The following is a 17,835-nucleotide window of genomic DNA, read 5'->3' on the forward strand; positions in this document are numbered from 1 at the left end:
CTCCATGTGATGCTCTGCCCGCCGCGGGTCACTTGCCCGTTGCCCCCAATATCCGTGTCGTCGATGGGACGATCCGCTGATTTCACCAGCCAGCGCAGCCAGACTGCCGCCGATTTGCCACGCTTCTGTTGCGGTTTTACATCAACTTGCGACGGCGTGTCACGCGAATATCAAGGTCGTTGATCTTCTTGCGCAGGGTATTGCGATTGATTCCGAGCAGGTCGGCGCATTTGGCCTGGTTGCCACCGGTGGCCTCCAGCGCGATCTCGATCAGCGGCTGTTCGACCTCGCGCAACACGCGGGCATATAGCCCCGGCGGCGGCAGCATGGTGCCGTGCAGATCGAAATAACGCCGCAGGTGCCGCTCCACCGATCCCGAAAGGCGCTCGGGCGTCGCGCCCGCGTCGCCGCGCGACAGTTGCTCGGCCTCGGGCTGGCTGCCAAGGACGGCCTCGACCTCGGCGCGCGTGATCTCGTCGGTCTGCGCGGTCAGCATCAGACGCCGCATGGTATTCTCCAACTGGCGCACATTGCCGGGCCAACTGTAGTTGCGCATCAGCTCCAGCCCGGCGTCGGACAGGTGGCGCCGCGGGGCGCCCTGCGCCTCGGCCCGGCCGAGGAAATGCGCGGCCAGCAACGCAATGTCGTCGACGCGGTCGCGCAGGGCCGGCACATGCAGCGGCGCGGCGCTGATCCTGTAGTAGAGATCCTGGCGCATCGCGCCGGTCTCCATCGCGTGCTTCAGATCCGCCTGGGCGGTGGCGACGAAGCGTGGTAGGTGATCGCCGGGATTATCCATCATGCGCACGATGCGTGCCTGCGCCTGCGTATCGATATCGCCGATCTCGTCGAACAGCAGCGTGCCGCCGCGTGCCTGCGCCAGCAGCCGCGCCGGCCCCTCGACTTCGCGCAGGTCCGACGCGCCAACGGGCACGAAGGGCAATGTCCGCCGATCCGAGAAGTCGTGCAGCGCCCGCGCGACCAGGGTCTTTCCCGCCCCCGATTCACCCGATACCAGGACCGGGATGTCGGCATTCATGACCTTGGCCACCATGCGGTAAAGCGTCTGCATCGCCGGGGTGCGGCCGACGAGCGGCAGGTCGGCGGGTTCTTCCGGGTCATCGCCAACAGGCGCGGGCGCTGGCCCGGCGCGGCGGCGGCTCTCCAGCGCGCGCGCGGTGCGCTTCATCAGGTCGGGCAGGTCGAACGGCTTGGGCAGGTAGTCGAACGCCTCGGCCTCGGCGGCCTTGATCGCGGTCATGATGGTGTTCTGCGCCGAGATCACGATCACCGGCAGGCCGGGACGGTCCTCGGCGATGCGGGGCAGCATCTCCAGCCCGTTGCCATCGGGCATCATCACGTCCGAGATCACCACGTCGCCCTTGCCCTCTCCGATCCAGCGCATCAGCGTCGTCAGGCTGGAGGTTGCGTGCACCCTGCACCCGGCACGCGTCAGCGCCTGGGTCAGTACGGTGCGAATGGTGCGGTCGTCGTCGGCGACCAGAACGGTTCCGTCCATCAGGACCTCTCCTTGCTGCCAGTCCCCGCGCCGGGCGGTTTCGCCATCGGCAGGGAGATGCGAAAAACCGTGCGTCCCGGCACCGAATCGACCGAGATCCAGCCGCCGTGATCCGAGACGATCTTGGCGGTCAGCGCCAGCCCCAGGCCGGTGCCGTTCTCGCGGCCCGAAACGAAGGGCTCGAATATGTCGCCCTTGATGTCCTCGGGCAGGCCGGGCCCGTCATCGGCCACCTCGACTTGCAGCGGCAGCGCCTGCCCCGACCCGTCGCTCCGGCGCAGGCGGAAGGAATGTTCGAAATAGGTTCGCAGCCGGATCGTGCCGCCGCCTTCGCCCGCTGCCTGCGCGGCGTTCTTGAGAAGGTTCAGCACCACCTGCACCAACTGGTCGGCATCGCCCAGCGCCAGCGGCAACGAGGGGTCGTAGTCGTCCTCGAAGCGCATCGCCCCAGCAAAGCCCAGCTCGGCCGAGCGGCGCGCGCGGTCCAGCACGTCGTGCAGGTTGATCGGTTGCCGGTCGGGTGGCGACAGGTTGCCGAATTGTTCGACCTGTTCCAGCAGGCCGACGATGCGGCGGCTTTCGGACACGATCAGGTCGGTCAGTTCCAGGTCCTCGGGCCCGAGGTTCATCGACAGCAGTTGCGCCGCGCCGGTGATACCCGCCAGCGGGTTCTTGATCTCGTGCGCCAGCATCTCGGCCATGCCGATGGCCGATTTCGCCGCCGATTTCACGCTCTGGGTCTGGGTGATGCGCCCGGCCAGTTCGCGCGGCGAAATCAGCAGCAGCATGTACCCGGGACGGTCCTGCAACGGCGCCACCGACAGGTTGCACTGGGTCGGCGGACGCTCGCCGGTGCCGACATCGACATCGTTGACGAACAGCGGCGACGCGCTGCTGCGCGCCCGCGCAAAGGCCGCGTCGAGCGGCGCATCCACCATCACCTTGTCCCAGACCGGCTGCCCGGCCAGCGCCCGTGCGGACGCGTTGAGAAACCCTTCGGCCGCCGGGTTGATATCGGCGATGCGATCATCGGGGTCCAGCAGCAGCCCCGGAAGCGGCAGCGACGACCACAGCGCCACGTCCTCGCCCATGCTCATGCCGCCGCCCTCTGCCCGGCGCCAAGCGCCGCGGGCAGCAGCCGCAGCACCTGCGCGGGTTGATCGGCGGTCAGCACCTCGCGGCGCAGCGCCGGCGGCGTGCCGGCGTCGTCCATGTACCAGCCCAGGTGCTTGCGCGCCACGCGGCGCCCCAGTTCGGCGCCGTGAAAGGACAGCATCGCCTCGTAATGCCCGGCCACCAGGTCGGCCAGCGCGCGCCCACGCGGCACCACCGGCGCCGGCCCCTGCCCCAGTGCGTGCGCGATCTGCGCCAGCAGCCAGGGCCGCCCCTGCGCACCGCGGCCCACCATCACGCCGCCGGCGCCCGACAGCGCCAGCGCGGTTCGCGCCGAGGCACCGTCGACGATGTCGCCATTGGCCACCACCGGGATCGACACCGCCCGTCTGACAGCCGCGATCGCGGCCCAGTCGGCCCGCCCCTTGTAAAACTGGCAGCGGGTGCGCCCGTGGATGGTGACCATGCGCACCCCGGCATCCTCGGCCCGGCGGGCGAGATGCGGCGCGTTGCGGCTGTCGTCGTCCCAGCCCAGCCGGGTCTTGAGCGTCACCGGAATGTCGACCGCGCCCACCACCGCCTCGATCAGGCGCAGGGCGTGATCGGGCTCGCGCATCAATGCCGACCCAGAAAGCCCGCCGACTACCTTTTTCGCCGGGCATCCCATGTTGATGTCGATGAGACGGGCGCCATTGTCGGCGACCATGCGCGCGGCCTCGGCCATCCAGTAGGGGTCGCGCCCGGCCAGTTGCACGGCCGTGTCGGCGCGCTCCAGCCCCAGCTCGGCGCGGGCGCGCACGCCCGGCTTGGCCTGCACCATTTCCTGACTGCCGACCATCTCGCTGACCACCAGCCCGGCGCCGAAGCGCGCCACCAGCGCGCGAAAGGCCACGTCCGTGATCCCCGCCATCGGCGCCAGCAGCACTGGCGGGGAAAGACGACGGTCAACAATGCTCAGCGACATTTGCTCAATCCTTGGGCAACATGCCTCGTGATACCCGCCGTGCTGCGCGGCTTCAATGAAACAAACCATGTTGCCCGACCCGTGCGAGGCACAATGCACAAAAAACAGGCACTCGGCGCGGTGCCGGCCGCATTGCCCTTGGCCCCGGCAGACCCTATTGAGGGCGCAGGATCAACAACGCGGGCGCGCCGCCATGACCACAGCCGCCATCATCCTTGCCGCCGGGCGCGGCACCCGCGCCGGCGGCGCGCGCGCCAAGCAATGGCAGGGCCTGGCCGGTGCGCGGGTAATCGACTGGACGTTGCGGGCATTTCGCGCCGCGCCGGCGATCGAGGTGATCGCGCTGGTTCTGCAGCCCGACGAGATGGGCCTTGTCGCCCCGGCCGATGGCCTGATCACCGCGGCCGGCGGCGACACGCGCGCGGACTCGGTCAGGGCGGGGCTTGAGGCACTCGATGGTCGCGGCGTGGACAAGGTGCTTGTCCACGACGTCGCGCGCCCCTGCGTGACCCCGGCCCTTATCACGGCAGTGATCGACGCGCTGGACGACAGCGCCGCCGCCGCACCCGCGGTGGCGGTCAGCGACGCGCTGTGGCGTGGCGATGCGGGCCACGTCGCCGGCATCCAGCCGCGCGACGGGCTGTGGCGCGCGCAAACTCCGCAGGGGTTCGATTTCGCGGCGATCCGCAACGCACATGCCGCCCACGCCGGCGACGCCGCCGACGATGTCGAGGTGGCCCGCGCCGCCGGCATCGAGGTTGCCATCGTGCCCGGTGACGCCGACAACCTCAAGATCACCACCGCCGCCGATTTCGACCGCGCCGCGCGCATCCTGCGCGACCGGCAGCGCAGCGGCCCATCATCCGACTTCGATATCCGCACCGGCACCGGCTATGATGTCCATCGTTTCGGACCGGGTGACCACGTCATGCTGTGCGGGGTGGCGGTGCCGCACGACCGGGGGCTGCAAGGGCACTCGGACGCCGATGTCGGCATGCACGCGATCACAGATGCGCTGTACGGAGCGCTGGCCCTGGGCGATATCGGGCGCCATTTCCCACCCTCCGAGGCGCGCTGGAAAGGCGCCGAGAGCCACATCTTCCTGCGCCACGCCATGGACGAGGTGCGCGCGCGCGGCTACCGCGTCACCCACATCGACTGCACGCTGATCTGCGAACGCCCCAAGGTCGGCCCCCATGCCGACGCCATGCGCGAGAGGCTCGCCGCCATCGCCGGGCTTGACGCGGGGCGCGTTTCGGTCAAGGCCACCACCAGCGAGCGGCTGGGATTTACCGGCCGCGGGGAGGGCATCGCGGCGCAGGCCGCGGCAACGGTGATGAGACCATGATACACATGATCGCGACCTTCTTCTACGTTGGCCACCTGCGGCCCGCGCCGGGCACCTGGGGCTCGCTCGCGGCGCTGCCGGTGGCCTGGGTTATCTATACGGTGGGCGGGGTCTGGGTGTTCCTCGCGGCGCTGGCACTGGTGATGCCGCTGGGGTGGTGGGCAACGCGGGCCGACACCGCCGGCGCGGCCGATCACGACCCCTCGGAAATCGTCATCGACGAGGTCGCGGGCCAGTGGCTGGCGCTGGCGCCGGTCCTGATCGGGGCGGCGCATGTGGGCGCGGCGCCGTTGGCGCTGTGGCCGGGCTGGATCACCGCGTTCGCCGCCTTCCGCCTGTTCGACATCTGGAAACCGGGGCCGGTGGGCTGGGCCGACCGGCGCAACGATGCGCTTGGCGTGATGCTTGACGACATCATCGCCGGGGCGCTGGCCGCCGCCGTCGTCGTCGCCGCCGCGGCCCTTTCGCACGGGGTGCTGGTGTGATGGCCCGCGCCGATGATATACTGAGGCTTTACAGTGACTTGGGCTGGTATATCGCGACCGCCGAAAGCTGCACGGGCGGCATGGTGGCGGTGGCGATCACCGATGTGGCCGGCTCCTCGGCGGTGTTCGAGCGCGGGTTCGTCACCTACACCAACGCCGCCAAGACCGAGTTGCTGGGCGTCGATCCTGAAACGCTCGAAGCACATGGCGCCGTGTCCGAACAGGTGGTGCAGGAAATGGCGCGCGGGGCGCTGGCCGCGTCCGACGCCGACGTGGCGGTTTCAGTCAGCGGCATCGCCGGGCCGGGCGGGTCCGAGTTCAAGCCCGAGGGCCGGGTCTGTTTCGGGCTGGCGGGGCCTTCGGGCGTGCAATCGGAGACGGTCGAGTTCGGCGCGCGGGGCCGCGACGCGGTGCGCCGCGCGGCGTGCGATCATGCGCTCGACATGCTGATCGCGGCGGCGCGGGCGGGTTGAGCGGATCGCGCGCTTGTACGAATTGTACCGACGCAGTGTACGCTGGCGCCGCCCCTATGCCTCGCGCAGCGCCCGGGCAAAGCCCGTGACACAGTCCGCCCCGCCGGCCAGGTCCCACAGCCGCCCCGCCGGCCCGTCGCCCAGCAGCGCCGTCGCCTTGGCGCGCACCCGTGCCTGCCGCGCGTCAAGCGGCATCGGCGCGGCTAGGTCGTGGGTGGCCTCCAGCGCCTCGCCGCCCGACAGATCGACGCGCAGGCGCGCGGCGGTCTCGGGCAGGGTGTCGTCGGCGGTGACGCTCACGCGATCACGCAACGCGCGCAAGCCCGGGTCGGCGCAAAGCGCGTCGGTGTAGCTGCCCAGATCGGCGGTATCAAAGCCCAGCAAATGCATCGGCAGCACGGTGGCATAGCTGAACTTGGCGCCCAGCCCGGTGGTGGGCGCGGGCTGGTTGCACACGCTCAGCCAACGCGGATGGGTGGCCACGGCAATCGCCGCGATACTGTCGGCGTCAACCGCGCCAAGGCTGCGCGCGGCCTCCAGGCAGGCATGCAGCCCGTGACAGCAGGCGTGGAACTTGTGGCTGACGCCCTCGAACAGCCAATCCTGCCCCAACCCGTCGAAGGCCGTGGCATCGGCGACGCCGGCATGGGTGGGGCCGAAGCCCTGCGCCGCTTCCAATGCGTGCGGGTTGGCGACGAATCCTCGCTCGACCAGAAGCGCCGCCTCGACCCCGTTCGCCGCCGCGATCCCCGCCGCCAGCGGTTTGGCCATGGTCCCGAACTGCGCCTTGAGCCCCGAGGCCCGCGCCGCCACGAGGCCCAGCGTCATCGCGCATTGATCCTGCGACAGCCCGACGATGCGCGCCGCCGCCAGCGCCGCGCCGAAGGCCCCGGCGGTGCCGGTCTGGTGAAAGCCGTGCTGGTAATGCGCCCGGCCCAGCCAAAGCCCCACCCGGATCGACGCCTCGACCCCGATCAGCGCCGCCGCCTCGAACTCGGCCCAGCCGGTGCCGCGATCCTCGGCCAGCGCCAGCGCCGCCGGGATCACCGCCGCCGAGGGGTGGCCGATATGGGCGAAATGGGTGTCGTCGTAATCCAGCGCGTGCGCGGTGGTGCCGTTGACCAGCGCCGCGGCGCGCGGTGGCAGGCGGGTGGCATGGCCCGCCAGGCTGGCGCGCGGGACGCCGGCCTCGGCCAGGGCCGTGTCGCGGGTGATACGCGCCACCGGCTCGTTCCGCCCGGCGATGGCCACCGCCGCGACATCGAGCAGCGACAGGCGCAGCACCGCGCGCGCGCTGTCGGGCAGATCGGCGTGGCGCGTGGTAGCAGCGAAGCCGGCAAGGCGGTCGGTGGGCGATGTCATGGCGATCAAGGCTCCTGTCGTGGACATGGCGTGAGGGGGGCACGGGCACCGTGCTTGCCAGCAGCCTAGCGCACCGGGCAGAAGGCGCAACAGCGGACAGGATCATGCACGCGGCGCGCGTCCCCTCAGCGGCCGTAAAGCGCCTGCGCGCGGGTTTCAAACGCGCGCACGATGCGTTGCATCGCCTCGTTGAACACCACGCCGATGATGCGTTGCAGCATCGCGTTGCGGAATTCGAAGTCGACGAAGAAATCCACCTCGCAGCCGTCTTCGGCGGGGCGGAACGTCCATTTCGATTTCATGTACCTGAACGGGCCGTCGAGGTATTCGGTGTCGATGCGCATGTCGTCGGGCCACAGCACCACGCGGCTGGTGAATCGCTCGCGGAACACCTTGAAGCTGATCACCAGATCGGCCTCCATCACCTCGCTGCCATCACCCTGCGGCGTGACCGAGCGCACCCGCGCCGCCGCGCACCACGGCAGGAATTGCGGGTAGGCGGCGACATCGGCCACCAGGTCGTACATCTGCCGCGGGCTGTAGGGCAGCTTGCGGGTTTCCGAATGGGTTGGCATGGCATGGCAATTTGATCGTGACAGGGGCCTTTCATTTCGTAGAGTGGGCGCGCGAATGCAAGGGGATGTCATGCCGCAGCGCGCTTATGTGATCGAGCAGATGATCTCGGCCAAGTCCATCGCCGCGCGGGTCGAGGAACTGGCCATCGAAATCGCGGCCGAGTTCCGCGACACCGACAAGCTGGTGGTGGTAGGGCTGTTGCGCGGCTCGTTCGTGTTCATCGCCGACCTGGTGCGCGAGCTGGAGCTGCCCGTGGAGGTCGATTTCATGGAGGCGTCGAGCTATGGAAACGCCACGCAAAGCACCCGCGAGGTGCGCATCCTGAAGGATTTGCGCGGCGAAATCGCCGGGCGCGACGTGCTGGTGGTCGAGGACATCGTCGATACCGGCTACACGCTGGCGCATGTGCTGGGGATACTGCGCTCGCGCCGGCCGGCGCGGCTGCGCACCATCGCGTTGCTGGACAAGCCCGCGCGACGCGAAACGCCGGTGCGCGCCGACTGGATCGGCTTCGAAATTCCCGACGAATTCGTGGTCGGCTACGGCATCGACTACGCGCAGCGCAACCGCAACCTGCCCTATATCGGCAGGGTGCGCTTTTCCGCCGAGGATGATGCCGTCACATCCGGCAGCTGAGCGGGGTTCAGAACTGTTGCAGCAGGCGGCGGCCTTCCTTGCGCTGGTCCTGGGTCATCTCGGCGCCCAGGGCGCGACAGGTTTCGGCATGCGCCTCGACGCGCGCGTCGTCCGCGGCCTGCGCGGCGGCCCAGAGGCAATAGGCGTAGGCCAGCGGCGGGTCGCGCCAATAGCCGTCATGGGCCTGCATGAAGCGCGCCAGCTCGACGGCCGCGGGCACGTCGCCCAGGTTCACCGCCTCCTGGTAGAGCACGAAGGCAGCGGCCAGGTCGCCCGGGCCGCCCTGCCCCGCCTCGTGCATCGCCCCAAGACGGCGCAGCGCCGCGCCGTCACCCAGTTGCGCGGCGCGGCCCAGGTAGCGCCGTGCGCGGGCGGCATCGGGCGCGACGCCTTCGCCGTCGAGGTATATCCGCGCCAACGCGATTCCGGCAGGCGCGTGGCCCAGTTCCAGCGCCGTGGTCAGAAGCGCCGCGGCGCCGACCGGGTCGGCGGGGCCGGCGCTGCCCTCCAGCATCATCCGGCCGCGCGCGTCGAAGGCGGCGGCATAGCCCTGCCGCATCGCCGCCTCGAACAGCGCCCTGGCGCGCGCCGGGTCGGGCGCGACGTTCTCGCGCCCCTCCAGCAGCATCAGCCCGAGGTCGAACCGCGCCTGCGCCGAGCCCTGCCCGGCGGCCTTTTCCAGCCATTCGCGCGCCAGCCGCGCGCTTTGCGGCTTGCCCCGGCCGGTATCGTAGGCGTCGCCCAGGATCGCCTGCGCGCGCGCCGCGCCGCGCCGCGCCGCCGGCTCGATCACCGCCAGCGCCGCCGCGTGATTGCCCGCGGCATAGGCAGAAATCGCGTCATCAAGCGCCTCGGCGCGCGCGGGCACGGCCCAGCAAAGCGCGAGGGTCAGCGCCAAAACCAGCGCCGGAACGTGACGGATCATGCCGGTCCTCCCGTTTCAATCGCGGCCACAGTAGCCTAAGCTTGCGCCCGAAGGAACGGGGGCTGCACATGAACATGCGCTGGATCGTCAGGATGGCCCGATGGGCGCGCAACCCGCCATCCGAAAAAATGGTCAAGCTGGTGCTGGGTATCGTGGCGGTCGCCGCCGCGATCTACGTGACCGAGCGATATATCGGCTGGCCCGAGTGGATGCGCATCGACAACACGCGCGGGCGCCTGACGCCGCGCTAGTGTTCACCACCTGACAAAAAGTTCCCAGTCTGCCTCTGGTGCGCCCTCGGTTTCTCGGAGCGAGGTTCGAGAGGCCGCAATGCGGGACGAAGCTGCCGTTTGCAGCAACGGCCAGTGAATGGGAAACCCAAGATTAGGACGGCGCCTTCTTCACTGTCAGATGCGGTGCGCCATCGGATGTTTTACGATGGCTGCGACCGTCCACGCCGAGCGTTCCACGGATGCGGTGGCGCCAGTTCGAGAAGCTCTCGAACCGAACGGTATCGACCGGTCGATCGAGCTTGATCTCTACGTGACGATGGTTTGCGGGCCCCGAGAGGGCGACGATCTCGCCGCTAAAGGCCTGGCCCAGGTAGTGTCCTGCCACCCGATCACCCAAGGCAAGTTCAGGTAGAGCGTTTCTCTGGGTAAGCCGGGAATGCAGCGTATTCCAGTCTCGGGCGCCATGTTGCCGGGCTATGAGTTCAAGAGCCTGAGCATGGCTGATGACAGTGCCCTCAGATTGCAGAGCCTGCCGAAGGGCCTTGGCCTGTGCCTTGATGGCATCGAGTGATGGCTGTGTCATGATACCTCCTTGGCATCCAGTGTCGCGGGGGCAGTGTCGAACACGCGGCCCCGAAGAATGATCGTCAGAGCCACGAGAAGCAGGGCCGCATCTGCGGCCGGAAACGCAAGCCATAGGCCCCGAAGTCCGAAGATCGCATTCAAGACGACGATGAGGACAGGCGTCAGCAGCCAGGGTTTCACCAAGGTCAGCACCGCGGCTCGCAACGGATGCCCCATCGCCTGGAAATGCATGGCGATGACGAGGATCGGTCCGGTGATAGCGTAGAGCGCCGTCATGGGGCGCATGATTGCCGCGACCGCTGTGACAACCTCCCGGTCTTCTGAAAACACCGCGCCCAGCATTTCGCCTGCGAACATGCCAATCAGCGCCACGCCAAGGCACCAGAGGAACGCGCTTTCAATGGCGAGCCGCAGGGCCGCGCGGGCCCGGTCCATCCGGCCTGCGCCGACATTGTTGCCGGTGATGCTCTGGGTGGCGAGCGCGATTGCCATCTGCGGCAGGAAGGCCAGGCCAAGGACGCGCGTCACCACCCCGTAGGCGGCGACGTAAGTGGCGTGATCCGCTGCGGTGTTGCCTATGGTGAGGAGCACCGTGCTGGCCACCAGTGCCATTCCGATGAAGCTCAGGCACAAGGGTAGACCCAATGAGAGAATCTGCCGCCATCCTGCCAGCCAGCTTGCGTGCCGGATCGAACCGAGTGGCAAAAGGGCGGGATCGCGCTTGCGCACCATGAGCAGCAGCACCAGCCCGAGCGTCTGCGCCACCACCGTGCCGATCGCCGATCCTGCGATGCCGAGGTCGAGGATCACGATCGCAATGTAGTTTGCCGCTACGTTCAGCAGGTTCACGAGCACGGACAGCAGCGCGATAAGCCCTGCTTGCCCCTCGTTGCGCAGGGCATCGGCGTGCAGACTCAAACCGAACTGCACGGGTGCGCCCAGAATCAGGATCAGCAGATAGTCCCGGGCAGGCCCGGCGACTGCTTCATCCCCTGCGGCGAGGAACGAGATGGCGCCGTGGCCGAACGTCAGGGCACTTATGATCAGGACCACGCTCATGGCAAGGACCAGCCCGTGGGCGCTGGCAAAGACGGCTCCAGCTTCCCTCCGCGATCCCGCGCCCAGATGCCGGGCGAAAAGGCTCGACATGCCTCCGCCCGCCAGAGTGGTCAACGCCGTCAGCAGCATGACTGCCGGGAAGGCCAGGCTGACCGCGGCAAGGGCTTGGGCGCCGATAAAACGTCCGACAAAGATCCCATCGACCACGTTCAGCAGGCCGCTCGTTGACATGACCACCGCCATGGGAACGGCGTTGGACAGGAACAATCGTCTGATCGGCAGGGTCAGAAAGGGGTTTTCAACTATATTGGCAGCGCGTCCGACAGACATCGCTCACTCCTCCAGAGAGGCATTTCAGATCGGGAGGGGGCCTGCATTACCCACCTGCGAAATGCTTCGAGGGTGAGATGTCGTCTTGATCCGGGCTTCACCGTGACTCGCGTCCGCAGGCGGCAGGTGCCCGGCACCTTGCCGCTGCGATACAAGGAAATCGCCCTCAAGGCAATATGCGACACTGAAGACTTCTCAGCTTCTGTTCCCGAAATGCCGTATGTTCAATTTGGGCTCGAACCGGACCTTCGTCGCACGATTCACCGAGGTCCGGTCAGTGGGACGAAGCGGGCGCTCGGTTCGGTTTGGGAAGTGGTCAAGATGGCCTTGAGCGGTCGTTGAAGCTTGGCCCCAATGCGCGGAATAAAGGCGCGGAACGCGCCCCGCCGCGCAGCGCCCGACCGCCTCCGTCGCACCGGAGGTGCGCCGTTGAAAGTCGGCACGCCTTTGGCGTGACGGGCGGGCGCTTTTGCAGCGTATCATGCTGATGACAACGAAGAGGTATTTGGCCGGCATAAAGCGCGCGACACAAGTGTTGCAGCGCCCACCCGGCGGTCGGGCACCGCGCGGCACCTCTACCGGTTGCCCAATGCCCGCCCAAGGCCACTCGCCGCCAATACCGCGCCGGCCTGATCCGGCGCAAAGGGCTCGACCCCGCCATCTGACCGCCTCGCTCAAGGATGCCGGACAAGTGTCCGATACCTGCTTCCACGGGGTATCTTGTGTCAGGTGGCGATCACTAGCGGATCGACCGTGACATTTGACCCCCGTCTGGCAAAGACGTATCGCGGCAAGCCTTTCGAATGCCTTGATAAATTTATCCAAGCCAGAAACCCCGGTGGGTCGAAGCGTCCGATTCGAACCGCCAGGCCGGCGCGCGAAATGGGGCTCTGCCCCGGTCGCGCGTGCCGCGCGGCTCACCCGGGATATCTGTCGAGCGGGGAAAAGACCGCGCATGCGGGAGGGGGTTGACCCTGGTCGAGGCGGCGTCATCTCTTGGGGCGATCGTTTCGGAGGGCGGAAAGCGGCCATGGCGGAGTTGTTGATCGTCTATCACACGCGCACCGGCGGCAGCCGGCAGATGGCCGAGGCGGCGGCCGGCGCGGCGCGCGCGGAATGCGAGGTGGTTCTCAAACCCGCCGCCGAGGCCGGCCCCGACGATATGCTGGGCGCGGACGGATACCTGTTCTGCGCGCCGGAAAACCTGGCGGCGCTGTCGGGGGTGATGAAGGACTTTTTCGATCGCTGCTATTACCCGGTGCTGGGCCGGATCGAGGGGCGCCCATATGCGCAGATGATCTGCGCGGGATCGGATGGCGAGAACGCCGCGCGCCAGGCGGCGCGCATCGCGCAGGGCTGGCGACTGCGCGCGGTGCAGGAATCGCTGATCGTGTGCACCCACGCCCAGACCCCCGAACAGATACTGGCTGAAAAGACGATCCCGGAGGAAGACCTGGCGCGCTGCCGCGAACTGGGCGCGGCGCTGGCGGCGGGGCTGGCCATGGGCGCGTTCTGAGGCACTACGCGCGACGTGCAGGCGCGCAAAACCGCGACGCGGCCCCTTCTGCCGCGCGGCGATCACGCCTATACTGCGCCCGAGAGCAGGCAAGAGGCAGGATAGCGCATGACCGGCAAGCCGGGGCAGAGCCAACCGTTCAACGTCGTGGTGGTCGGCCAGGCTGGCCGGCTGCAATACGAGGCGTTGCTGTTCGCCGCCTCGCTGCGCCATGCAAGCCCCGGGCTCAAGGGGCGGCTGTTGGTCGCCGTGCCGCAGCCCGGCCCGCTGTGGGACCGCGACCCGGCGATCCGCGACGACGCCACGCTGGCCCTGCTGGACGAGTTGGGCGCCGAGGTGATCCCCTTTGACAGCCACCATTTCGGACAGGCCTACCCCTACGGCAACAAGATCGAGGCGCTGTTCGCCCTGCCCGAGAACGAGCCGTTCGTGTTTTTCGACACCGACACGCTGATCACCGGCGATCTGGCGCAGGTTCCGTTCGATTTCAACCGCCCCTCGGCCTCGCGCCGGGTCGAGGGCACCTGGCCGAAGCTGGAGCTTTACGGCCCCGGCTATACCGAGATATGGAAATCGCTCTATGACCGCTTCGGGCTGGATTTCGAAAGCTCGCTGGATTTGTCCCAGCCCGACGAATACTGGAAGCGCTACCTCTATTTCAACGCCGGGTTCTTCTACTACCGCTGCCCGCGCGAATTCGGGCAACGGTTCCTGGACTATGCACTGGACATCCGCGACGACCCGCCGCCCGAGCTGCAATTGCAGGAACTCGACCCGTGGCTCGACCAGGTCGCGCTGCCGCTGGTCATCCACGGGCTGGGCGGCGGCCGCGACGCGCTGGAGCCCGGCTGGCTGGACGGGCGCACGTCGTGCCATTACCGGCTGTTGCCGCTGCTCTACGCGCGCGAGGACGACGCCACCGTGGCGCTGCTGGAAGAGGTCGCGCGCCCCAACCGCATCAAGAAGGTGCTCAAGCAATACGAGCCGTTCAAGCGCATGATCTACCAAGGGCGCGGCGCCAAGGTGCGCGCGCTTTTCGACCGCGACGACCTGCCCCGCCGCGAGCAGGCGATCCGCAACCGTATCAAGAAAAACGGCTTCTGGATGCGCTGAGAGCGGCGCTGTCACGCGGCGCGCGCCATTGCCCCGGCGCCGCCGACCTGCCATCATGCCGGGCAATCAAAAGACCAAGAGCAAAAGAGCAGCAGACATGGCCGACGATCTTCTTTCCGCGCAGGACAGCGGCGATTACGACGCCGCCTCGATCGAGGTGCTCGAAGGGCTGGAGCCGGTGCGCAAGCGCCCCGGCATGTATATCGGCGGCACCGACGCGCGCGCCCTGCACCACCTGGTGGCCGAGGTTCTGGACAACTCGATGGACGAGGCCGTCGCCGGCCACGCCAACCGCATCGAGGTCGAACTGCACGACGATTCCTCGATCACCATCCGCGACAACGGCCGAGGCATCCCCATCGACCCGCACCCGAAGTTCCCCGAAAAGTCGGCGCTCGAGGTGATCCTGTGTACCCTGCACGCGGGCGGCAAGTTCTCGGGAAAGGCCTACCAGACATCGGGCGGCCTGCACGGGGTGGGCGCCAGCGTCGTCAACGCGCTGAGCGATTCGATGGTGGTGCAGGTGGCCCGCAACAAGGAGCTGTGGGAGCAGCGGTTTTCGCGCGGCATCCCCCTTGGCCCGATCGAACGGATCGGCGCTGCCCCCAACCGGCGCGGCTCGACCGTCACCTTCCACCCCGATCCCGAGATCTTCGGCGGCCACACGTTCAAGCCGGCGTGGCTGTTCGCCTCGATCCGGTCCAAGGCGTACCTGTTCTCGGGGGTCGAGATTCGCTGGAAATCGGCCATCGACGACGGCGAGACGCCGACCGAGGCCAGCTTTCACTTTCCCGGCGGGCTGACCGATTACCTGGCCGAGACGCTGCAAGGCGCCGCCACCTATGCCGAGCGCCCCTTTGCCGGCAGCGTCGATTTCCAGGAAAAGTTCGGCCGCCCCGGCAAGGTCGACTGGGCGATCAACTGGACGCCCTCGGTCGACGGTTTCATCCAGTCCTATTGCAACACCGTCCCGACGCCCGAGGGCGGCACCCACGAGGCGGGGTTCTGGGCCGCGATCCTGAAAGGCATCCGTGCCTATGGCGAACTGGCCGGCAACAGGAAAGCCGCGCAGATCACCCGCGACGACCTGGCCGCGGGGGGCTGCGCGCTGGTGTCATGCTTCGTGCACGACCCCGAGTTCGTGGGCCAGACCAAGGATCGGCTGGCCACCGCCGAGGCGGCGAAACTGGTGGAAAACGCGGTGCGCGACCATTTCGACCACTGGCTGGCCTCCGATACCAAGTCCGCCGGCGCGATCCTCGATTACCTGGTGCTGCGCGCCGAGGAACGCCAGCGCCGCCGCGCCGAGAAGGAAACCAGCCGCAAATCGGCCACCCGCAAGCTGCGCCTGCCCGGCAAGCTGGTCGATTGCACCGCCACCAACCGCGTCGGCACCGAACTGTTCATCGTCGAGGGCGACAGCGCCGGCGGCTCGGCCAAGATGGCGCGCGACCGCAAGACACAGGCCCTGCTGCCGCTCAGGGGCAAGATCCTCAACGTGCTGGGCGCGGCCAGTTCGAAACTGGGCAGCAATGCCGAGATCAACGATTTGTGCCAGGCGCTCGGCGTCGGGCTGGGCACGAAATTCCGCATCGACGATCTGCGCTATGACCGCATCATCATCATGACCGACGCGGACGTGGACGGCGCGCATATCGCCGCGCTGCTGATGACCTTCTTCTTCAGCCAGATGCGCCCGCTGATCGACGCCGGCCACCTGTACCTGGCCTGCCCGCCGCTTTATCGCCTGACGCAGGGCGCGCACCGGGTCTACGCGCTGGACGAGGCGGAAAAGGACGCAATGATGGAAAAGGGCCTGGGCGGAAAGGGCAAGATTGAGGTCAGCCGCTTCAAGGGCCTGGGCGAGATGGACGCCAAGGACCTCAAGACCACCACCATGGACCCCGCCTCGCGCAAGCTGATCCGGGTGACCATCGACGAGGACGAACCCGGCCAGACCGGCGACCTGGTCGAACGCCTGATGGGCAAGAAGCCGGAACTGAGGTTCCAGTACATCCAGGAGAATGCGCGGTTCGTTGAGGAATTGGATGTTTGATCCATCCGCCCCTCGCGCGGAATCAAGGCCGAGGGCCGCCGCGTGATCGCCAGACCGCCCCCCGGGCTGGCGATTTTGCAACCGGGCGCCAACGCCCGACCCTCTTTCGGATTTGGCGACCATAAAGTGCCCCGCACCAACGCTCCATCGCCATCCCGCGGTCTGGCCATCGCGCGGCTTGCGGAATCCCCGGCCCGCTCCTGAGCCAGCGTAGGGTGGGCAGTTCTGCCCACCGCAGCTTTGCCCACCACTGCCCACCACCCGGCACCGCCGCGTCGCGGTGCGAAAATTGCCCCTCCCTACCACATGGACGTGTCGCGTTCAGTCAGCAATCGTAGGGTGGGCAGTTCTGCCCACCACCCACCACACTGCACCGCCGCGTCGCGGTGGGCAATGCTGCCCACCCTACGCCTGGTGACCCTAGGACGCGCGGTTCGGACCGACGCAGAAAATCACCGATGGCGGGTCAAAACGAAGACGTCTCTCCAATTTGCATTTCAGCACATTTGGCACGCAGAAACCAATTTGGATCAGTATGCCGACCTCTGGCTCTGTCTACGATACACAAATCGACCCGACATCCGGAAGCGAAACGGTTTGCCGCGAACATTGACAAATATGTGCAGCGTACGGGTGAGTAGAATCGGCGCCCGGGTCAGGAGATTTCGACTTGCTTGCGCCACGTAAGTCAAACGGCATCAACGAGGTTGAAATCCAATACTTCCCGTCAACCTCGTCCGCTGTTGAAATTCAAGGAGAAGATACATGGACGAAGTGAAGGTTCAAAAAACCCCGGAGACCACGCACACAACCATTAATCGGACAGAAGCGAAGCCCTCCGGTGGGGGCTCCGTACTCTGGTTCTCGCTTGGGGCCATTGTCGTAGTCGTTGCGATTATTGCCTATTTCGTTTTCGGCGACGGAATGTGGGGATCCCGCACATCCGGATCGAGTGGAGGCAATTTGTCAATAAATGTCGAGACAAACGATGCCCCTGCCAGCGAGAGCGAACCGGCACCCGCCACCGGGGATGCGCCAGCCGAAGCTACAACGGAACAACAGTCGCAAGACTAGTGAATTGTTGCGATGAATCTGACCCTTGGCTGGCCATTACGGCCCTCCTGGAATTCGAGTCTGTTGCTTTACTCGAGCGTCGGTGATGTGACTGGGTCCCAACGGGGTTGATGCGCCAAGTTTTTCAGCGCGTCGAACGGGCCTGTCGAGCCTGTTTTGTGGGGTTTGGGACAGCAACCGTAGGGTGGGCAGCAATCGTAGGGTGGGCAGTCCTGCCCACCACCCACCGCCCGGCACCGCCGCGTCGCGGTGGGCAAAACTGCCCACCCTACGCCTGCGCTTCCAGTACATCCAGGAGGACGCGCGGTTCGTGGAGGAGTTGGATGTTTAGGAATGTCTGATCAAGGCATTCGGCTACGCCAAGCTGGCGGCTTTATCGCTTTGCGAGGTAGCCAACTGGGCATTTGCGCCCGATTTCTCGGTTTCAAGGCCGCCTTGTCGGCGGTTCGGCGGATTTCGGACAGACTC

Annotated in this window: 17 protein-coding genes; 9 read left to right on the forward strand and 8 right to left on the reverse strand. The window is 67.3% G+C overall.

From position 1 onward, the window contains the following. Nucleotides 1–136: 136 nt before the first annotated feature. From Q0L89_RS10980 to dusB, 3 genes are read right to left on the reverse strand one after another with little or no spacing between them, the layout of a single operon-like run. On the reverse strand, nucleotides 137–1,519 hold the full coding sequence (locus Q0L89_RS10980; RefSeq protein ID WP_296764958.1) for a response regulator: 1,383 nt from the start codon (nucleotides 1,517–1,519) through the stop codon (nucleotides 137–139). Then, entirely contained in the window at nucleotides 1,519–2,610 is a 1,092-nt protein-coding gene (locus Q0L89_RS10985) for an ATP-binding protein (protein WP_296764991.1), read from the reverse strand. Before Q0L89_RS10985 ends, Q0L89_RS10980 begins: the two co-directional genes overlap by 1 nt. Nucleotides 2,611–2,612: 2 nt before the next feature. Next, nucleotides 2,613–3,596, reverse strand: a complete 984-nt coding sequence (gene dusB / locus Q0L89_RS10990; RefSeq protein ID WP_296764960.1) for a tRNA dihydrouridine synthase DusB — start codon at nucleotides 3,594–3,596, stop codon at nucleotides 2,613–2,615. Nucleotides 3,597–3,789: 193 nt separating this feature from the next. Between dusB and Q0L89_RS10995 the strand changes: the two genes are divergently transcribed. From Q0L89_RS10995 to Q0L89_RS11005, 3 genes are read left to right on the forward strand one after another with little or no spacing between them, the layout of a single operon-like run. Then, nucleotides 3,790–4,944 (forward strand): bifunctional 2-C-methyl-D-erythritol 4-phosphate cytidylyltransferase/2-C-methyl-D-erythritol 2,4-cyclodiphosphate synthase, encoded by a 1,155-nt coding sequence (locus tag Q0L89_RS10995; protein ID WP_296764961.1) that lies wholly within the window; start codon nucleotides 3,790–3,792, stop codon nucleotides 4,942–4,944. Continuing rightward, a complete protein-coding gene (locus Q0L89_RS11000; RefSeq protein WP_296764963.1) occupies nucleotides 4,941–5,429 on the forward strand; it encodes a phosphatidylglycerophosphatase A in 489 nt (162 codons plus the stop codon). Before Q0L89_RS10995 ends, Q0L89_RS11000 begins: the two co-directional genes overlap by 4 nt. Then, nucleotides 5,429–5,902 carry a CinA family protein gene (locus Q0L89_RS11005; protein WP_296764965.1) on the forward strand — a complete coding sequence of 158 codons (474 nt, stop codon included), beginning with the start codon at nucleotides 5,429–5,431 and terminating at the stop codon, nucleotides 5,900–5,902. The genes Q0L89_RS11000 and Q0L89_RS11005 overlap by 1 nt, the downstream gene beginning before the upstream one ends. A 54-nt stretch (nucleotides 5,903–5,956) precedes the next feature. Here Q0L89_RS11005 and Q0L89_RS11010 read toward each other — a convergent pair whose 3' ends face one another. Continuing rightward, entirely contained in the window at nucleotides 5,957–7,264 is a 1,308-nt protein-coding gene (locus Q0L89_RS11010) for an MmgE/PrpD family protein (RefSeq protein ID WP_296764967.1), read from the reverse strand. 125 nt (nucleotides 7,265–7,389) lie between these two features. After that, nucleotides 7,390–7,839 carry a type II toxin-antitoxin system RatA family toxin gene (locus Q0L89_RS11015; protein ID WP_296764969.1) on the reverse strand — a complete coding sequence of 150 codons (450 nt, stop codon included), beginning with the start codon at nucleotides 7,837–7,839 and terminating at the stop codon, nucleotides 7,390–7,392. Between the two features lie 70 nt (nucleotides 7,840–7,909). Between Q0L89_RS11015 and hpt the strand changes: the two genes are divergently transcribed. After that, on the forward strand, nucleotides 7,910–8,476 hold the full coding sequence (gene hpt / locus Q0L89_RS11020) for a hypoxanthine phosphoribosyltransferase (protein ID WP_296764972.1): 567 nt from the start codon (nucleotides 7,910–7,912) through the stop codon (nucleotides 8,474–8,476). 7 nt (nucleotides 8,477–8,483) lie between these two features. Here hpt and Q0L89_RS11025 read toward each other — a convergent pair whose 3' ends face one another. After that, nucleotides 8,484–9,401, reverse strand: a complete 918-nt coding sequence (locus Q0L89_RS11025; protein ID WP_296764974.1) for a tetratricopeptide repeat protein — start codon at nucleotides 9,399–9,401, stop codon at nucleotides 8,484–8,486. A 68-nt stretch (nucleotides 9,402–9,469) separates the two neighbouring features. On the opposite strand from Q0L89_RS11025, the gene Q0L89_RS11030 reads away from it, so the two are divergent. Beyond that, nucleotides 9,470–9,652 (forward strand): hypothetical protein, encoded by a 183-nt coding sequence (locus Q0L89_RS11030; RefSeq protein ID WP_296764975.1) that lies wholly within the window; start codon nucleotides 9,470–9,472, stop codon nucleotides 9,650–9,652. A gap of 133 nt (nucleotides 9,653–9,785) precedes the next feature. Here Q0L89_RS11030 and Q0L89_RS11035 read toward each other — a convergent pair whose 3' ends face one another. Next, nucleotides 9,786–10,217, reverse strand: a complete 432-nt coding sequence (locus Q0L89_RS11035) for a glyoxalase superfamily protein (RefSeq protein ID WP_296764977.1) — start codon at nucleotides 10,215–10,217, stop codon at nucleotides 9,786–9,788. Then, complete coding sequence (locus Q0L89_RS11040; protein ID WP_296764980.1) at nucleotides 10,214–11,608, reverse strand: MATE family efflux transporter; 1,395 nt, start codon at nucleotides 11,606–11,608, stop codon at nucleotides 10,214–10,216. Before Q0L89_RS11040 ends, Q0L89_RS11035 begins: the two co-directional genes overlap by 4 nt. Before the next feature lie 1,030 nt (nucleotides 11,609–12,638). On the opposite strand from Q0L89_RS11040, the gene Q0L89_RS11045 reads away from it, so the two are divergent. From Q0L89_RS11045 to Q0L89_RS11060, 4 genes are all read left to right on the forward strand, one after another. Beyond that, entirely contained in the window at nucleotides 12,639–13,124 is a 486-nt protein-coding gene (locus Q0L89_RS11045) for an NAD(P)H-dependent oxidoreductase (protein ID WP_296764982.1), read from the forward strand. Between the two features lie 108 nt (nucleotides 13,125–13,232). Further along, on the forward strand, nucleotides 13,233–14,237 hold the full coding sequence (locus tag Q0L89_RS11050; RefSeq protein WP_296764984.1) for a hypothetical protein: 1,005 nt from the start codon (nucleotides 13,233–13,235) through the stop codon (nucleotides 14,235–14,237). Nucleotides 14,238–14,334: 97 nt separating this feature from the next. Next, the gene (gene parE / locus Q0L89_RS11055; RefSeq protein ID WP_296764985.1) at nucleotides 14,335–16,293 is read left to right on the forward strand and encodes a DNA topoisomerase IV subunit B; all 1,959 of its coding nucleotides are present in this window, start codon (nucleotides 14,335–14,337) and stop codon (nucleotides 16,291–16,293) included. A 765-nt stretch (nucleotides 16,294–17,058) separates the two neighbouring features. Next, entirely contained in the window at nucleotides 17,059–17,367 is a 309-nt protein-coding gene (locus Q0L89_RS11060; RefSeq protein WP_296764987.1) for a hypothetical protein, read from the forward strand. The last annotated feature ends 468 nt before the right edge of the window (nucleotides 17,368–17,835 follow it).

This window comes from Sediminimonas sp., assembly GCF_024637375.1.
Classification (GTDB): Bacteria; Pseudomonadota; Alphaproteobacteria; order Rhodobacterales; family Rhodobacteraceae; genus Sediminimonas.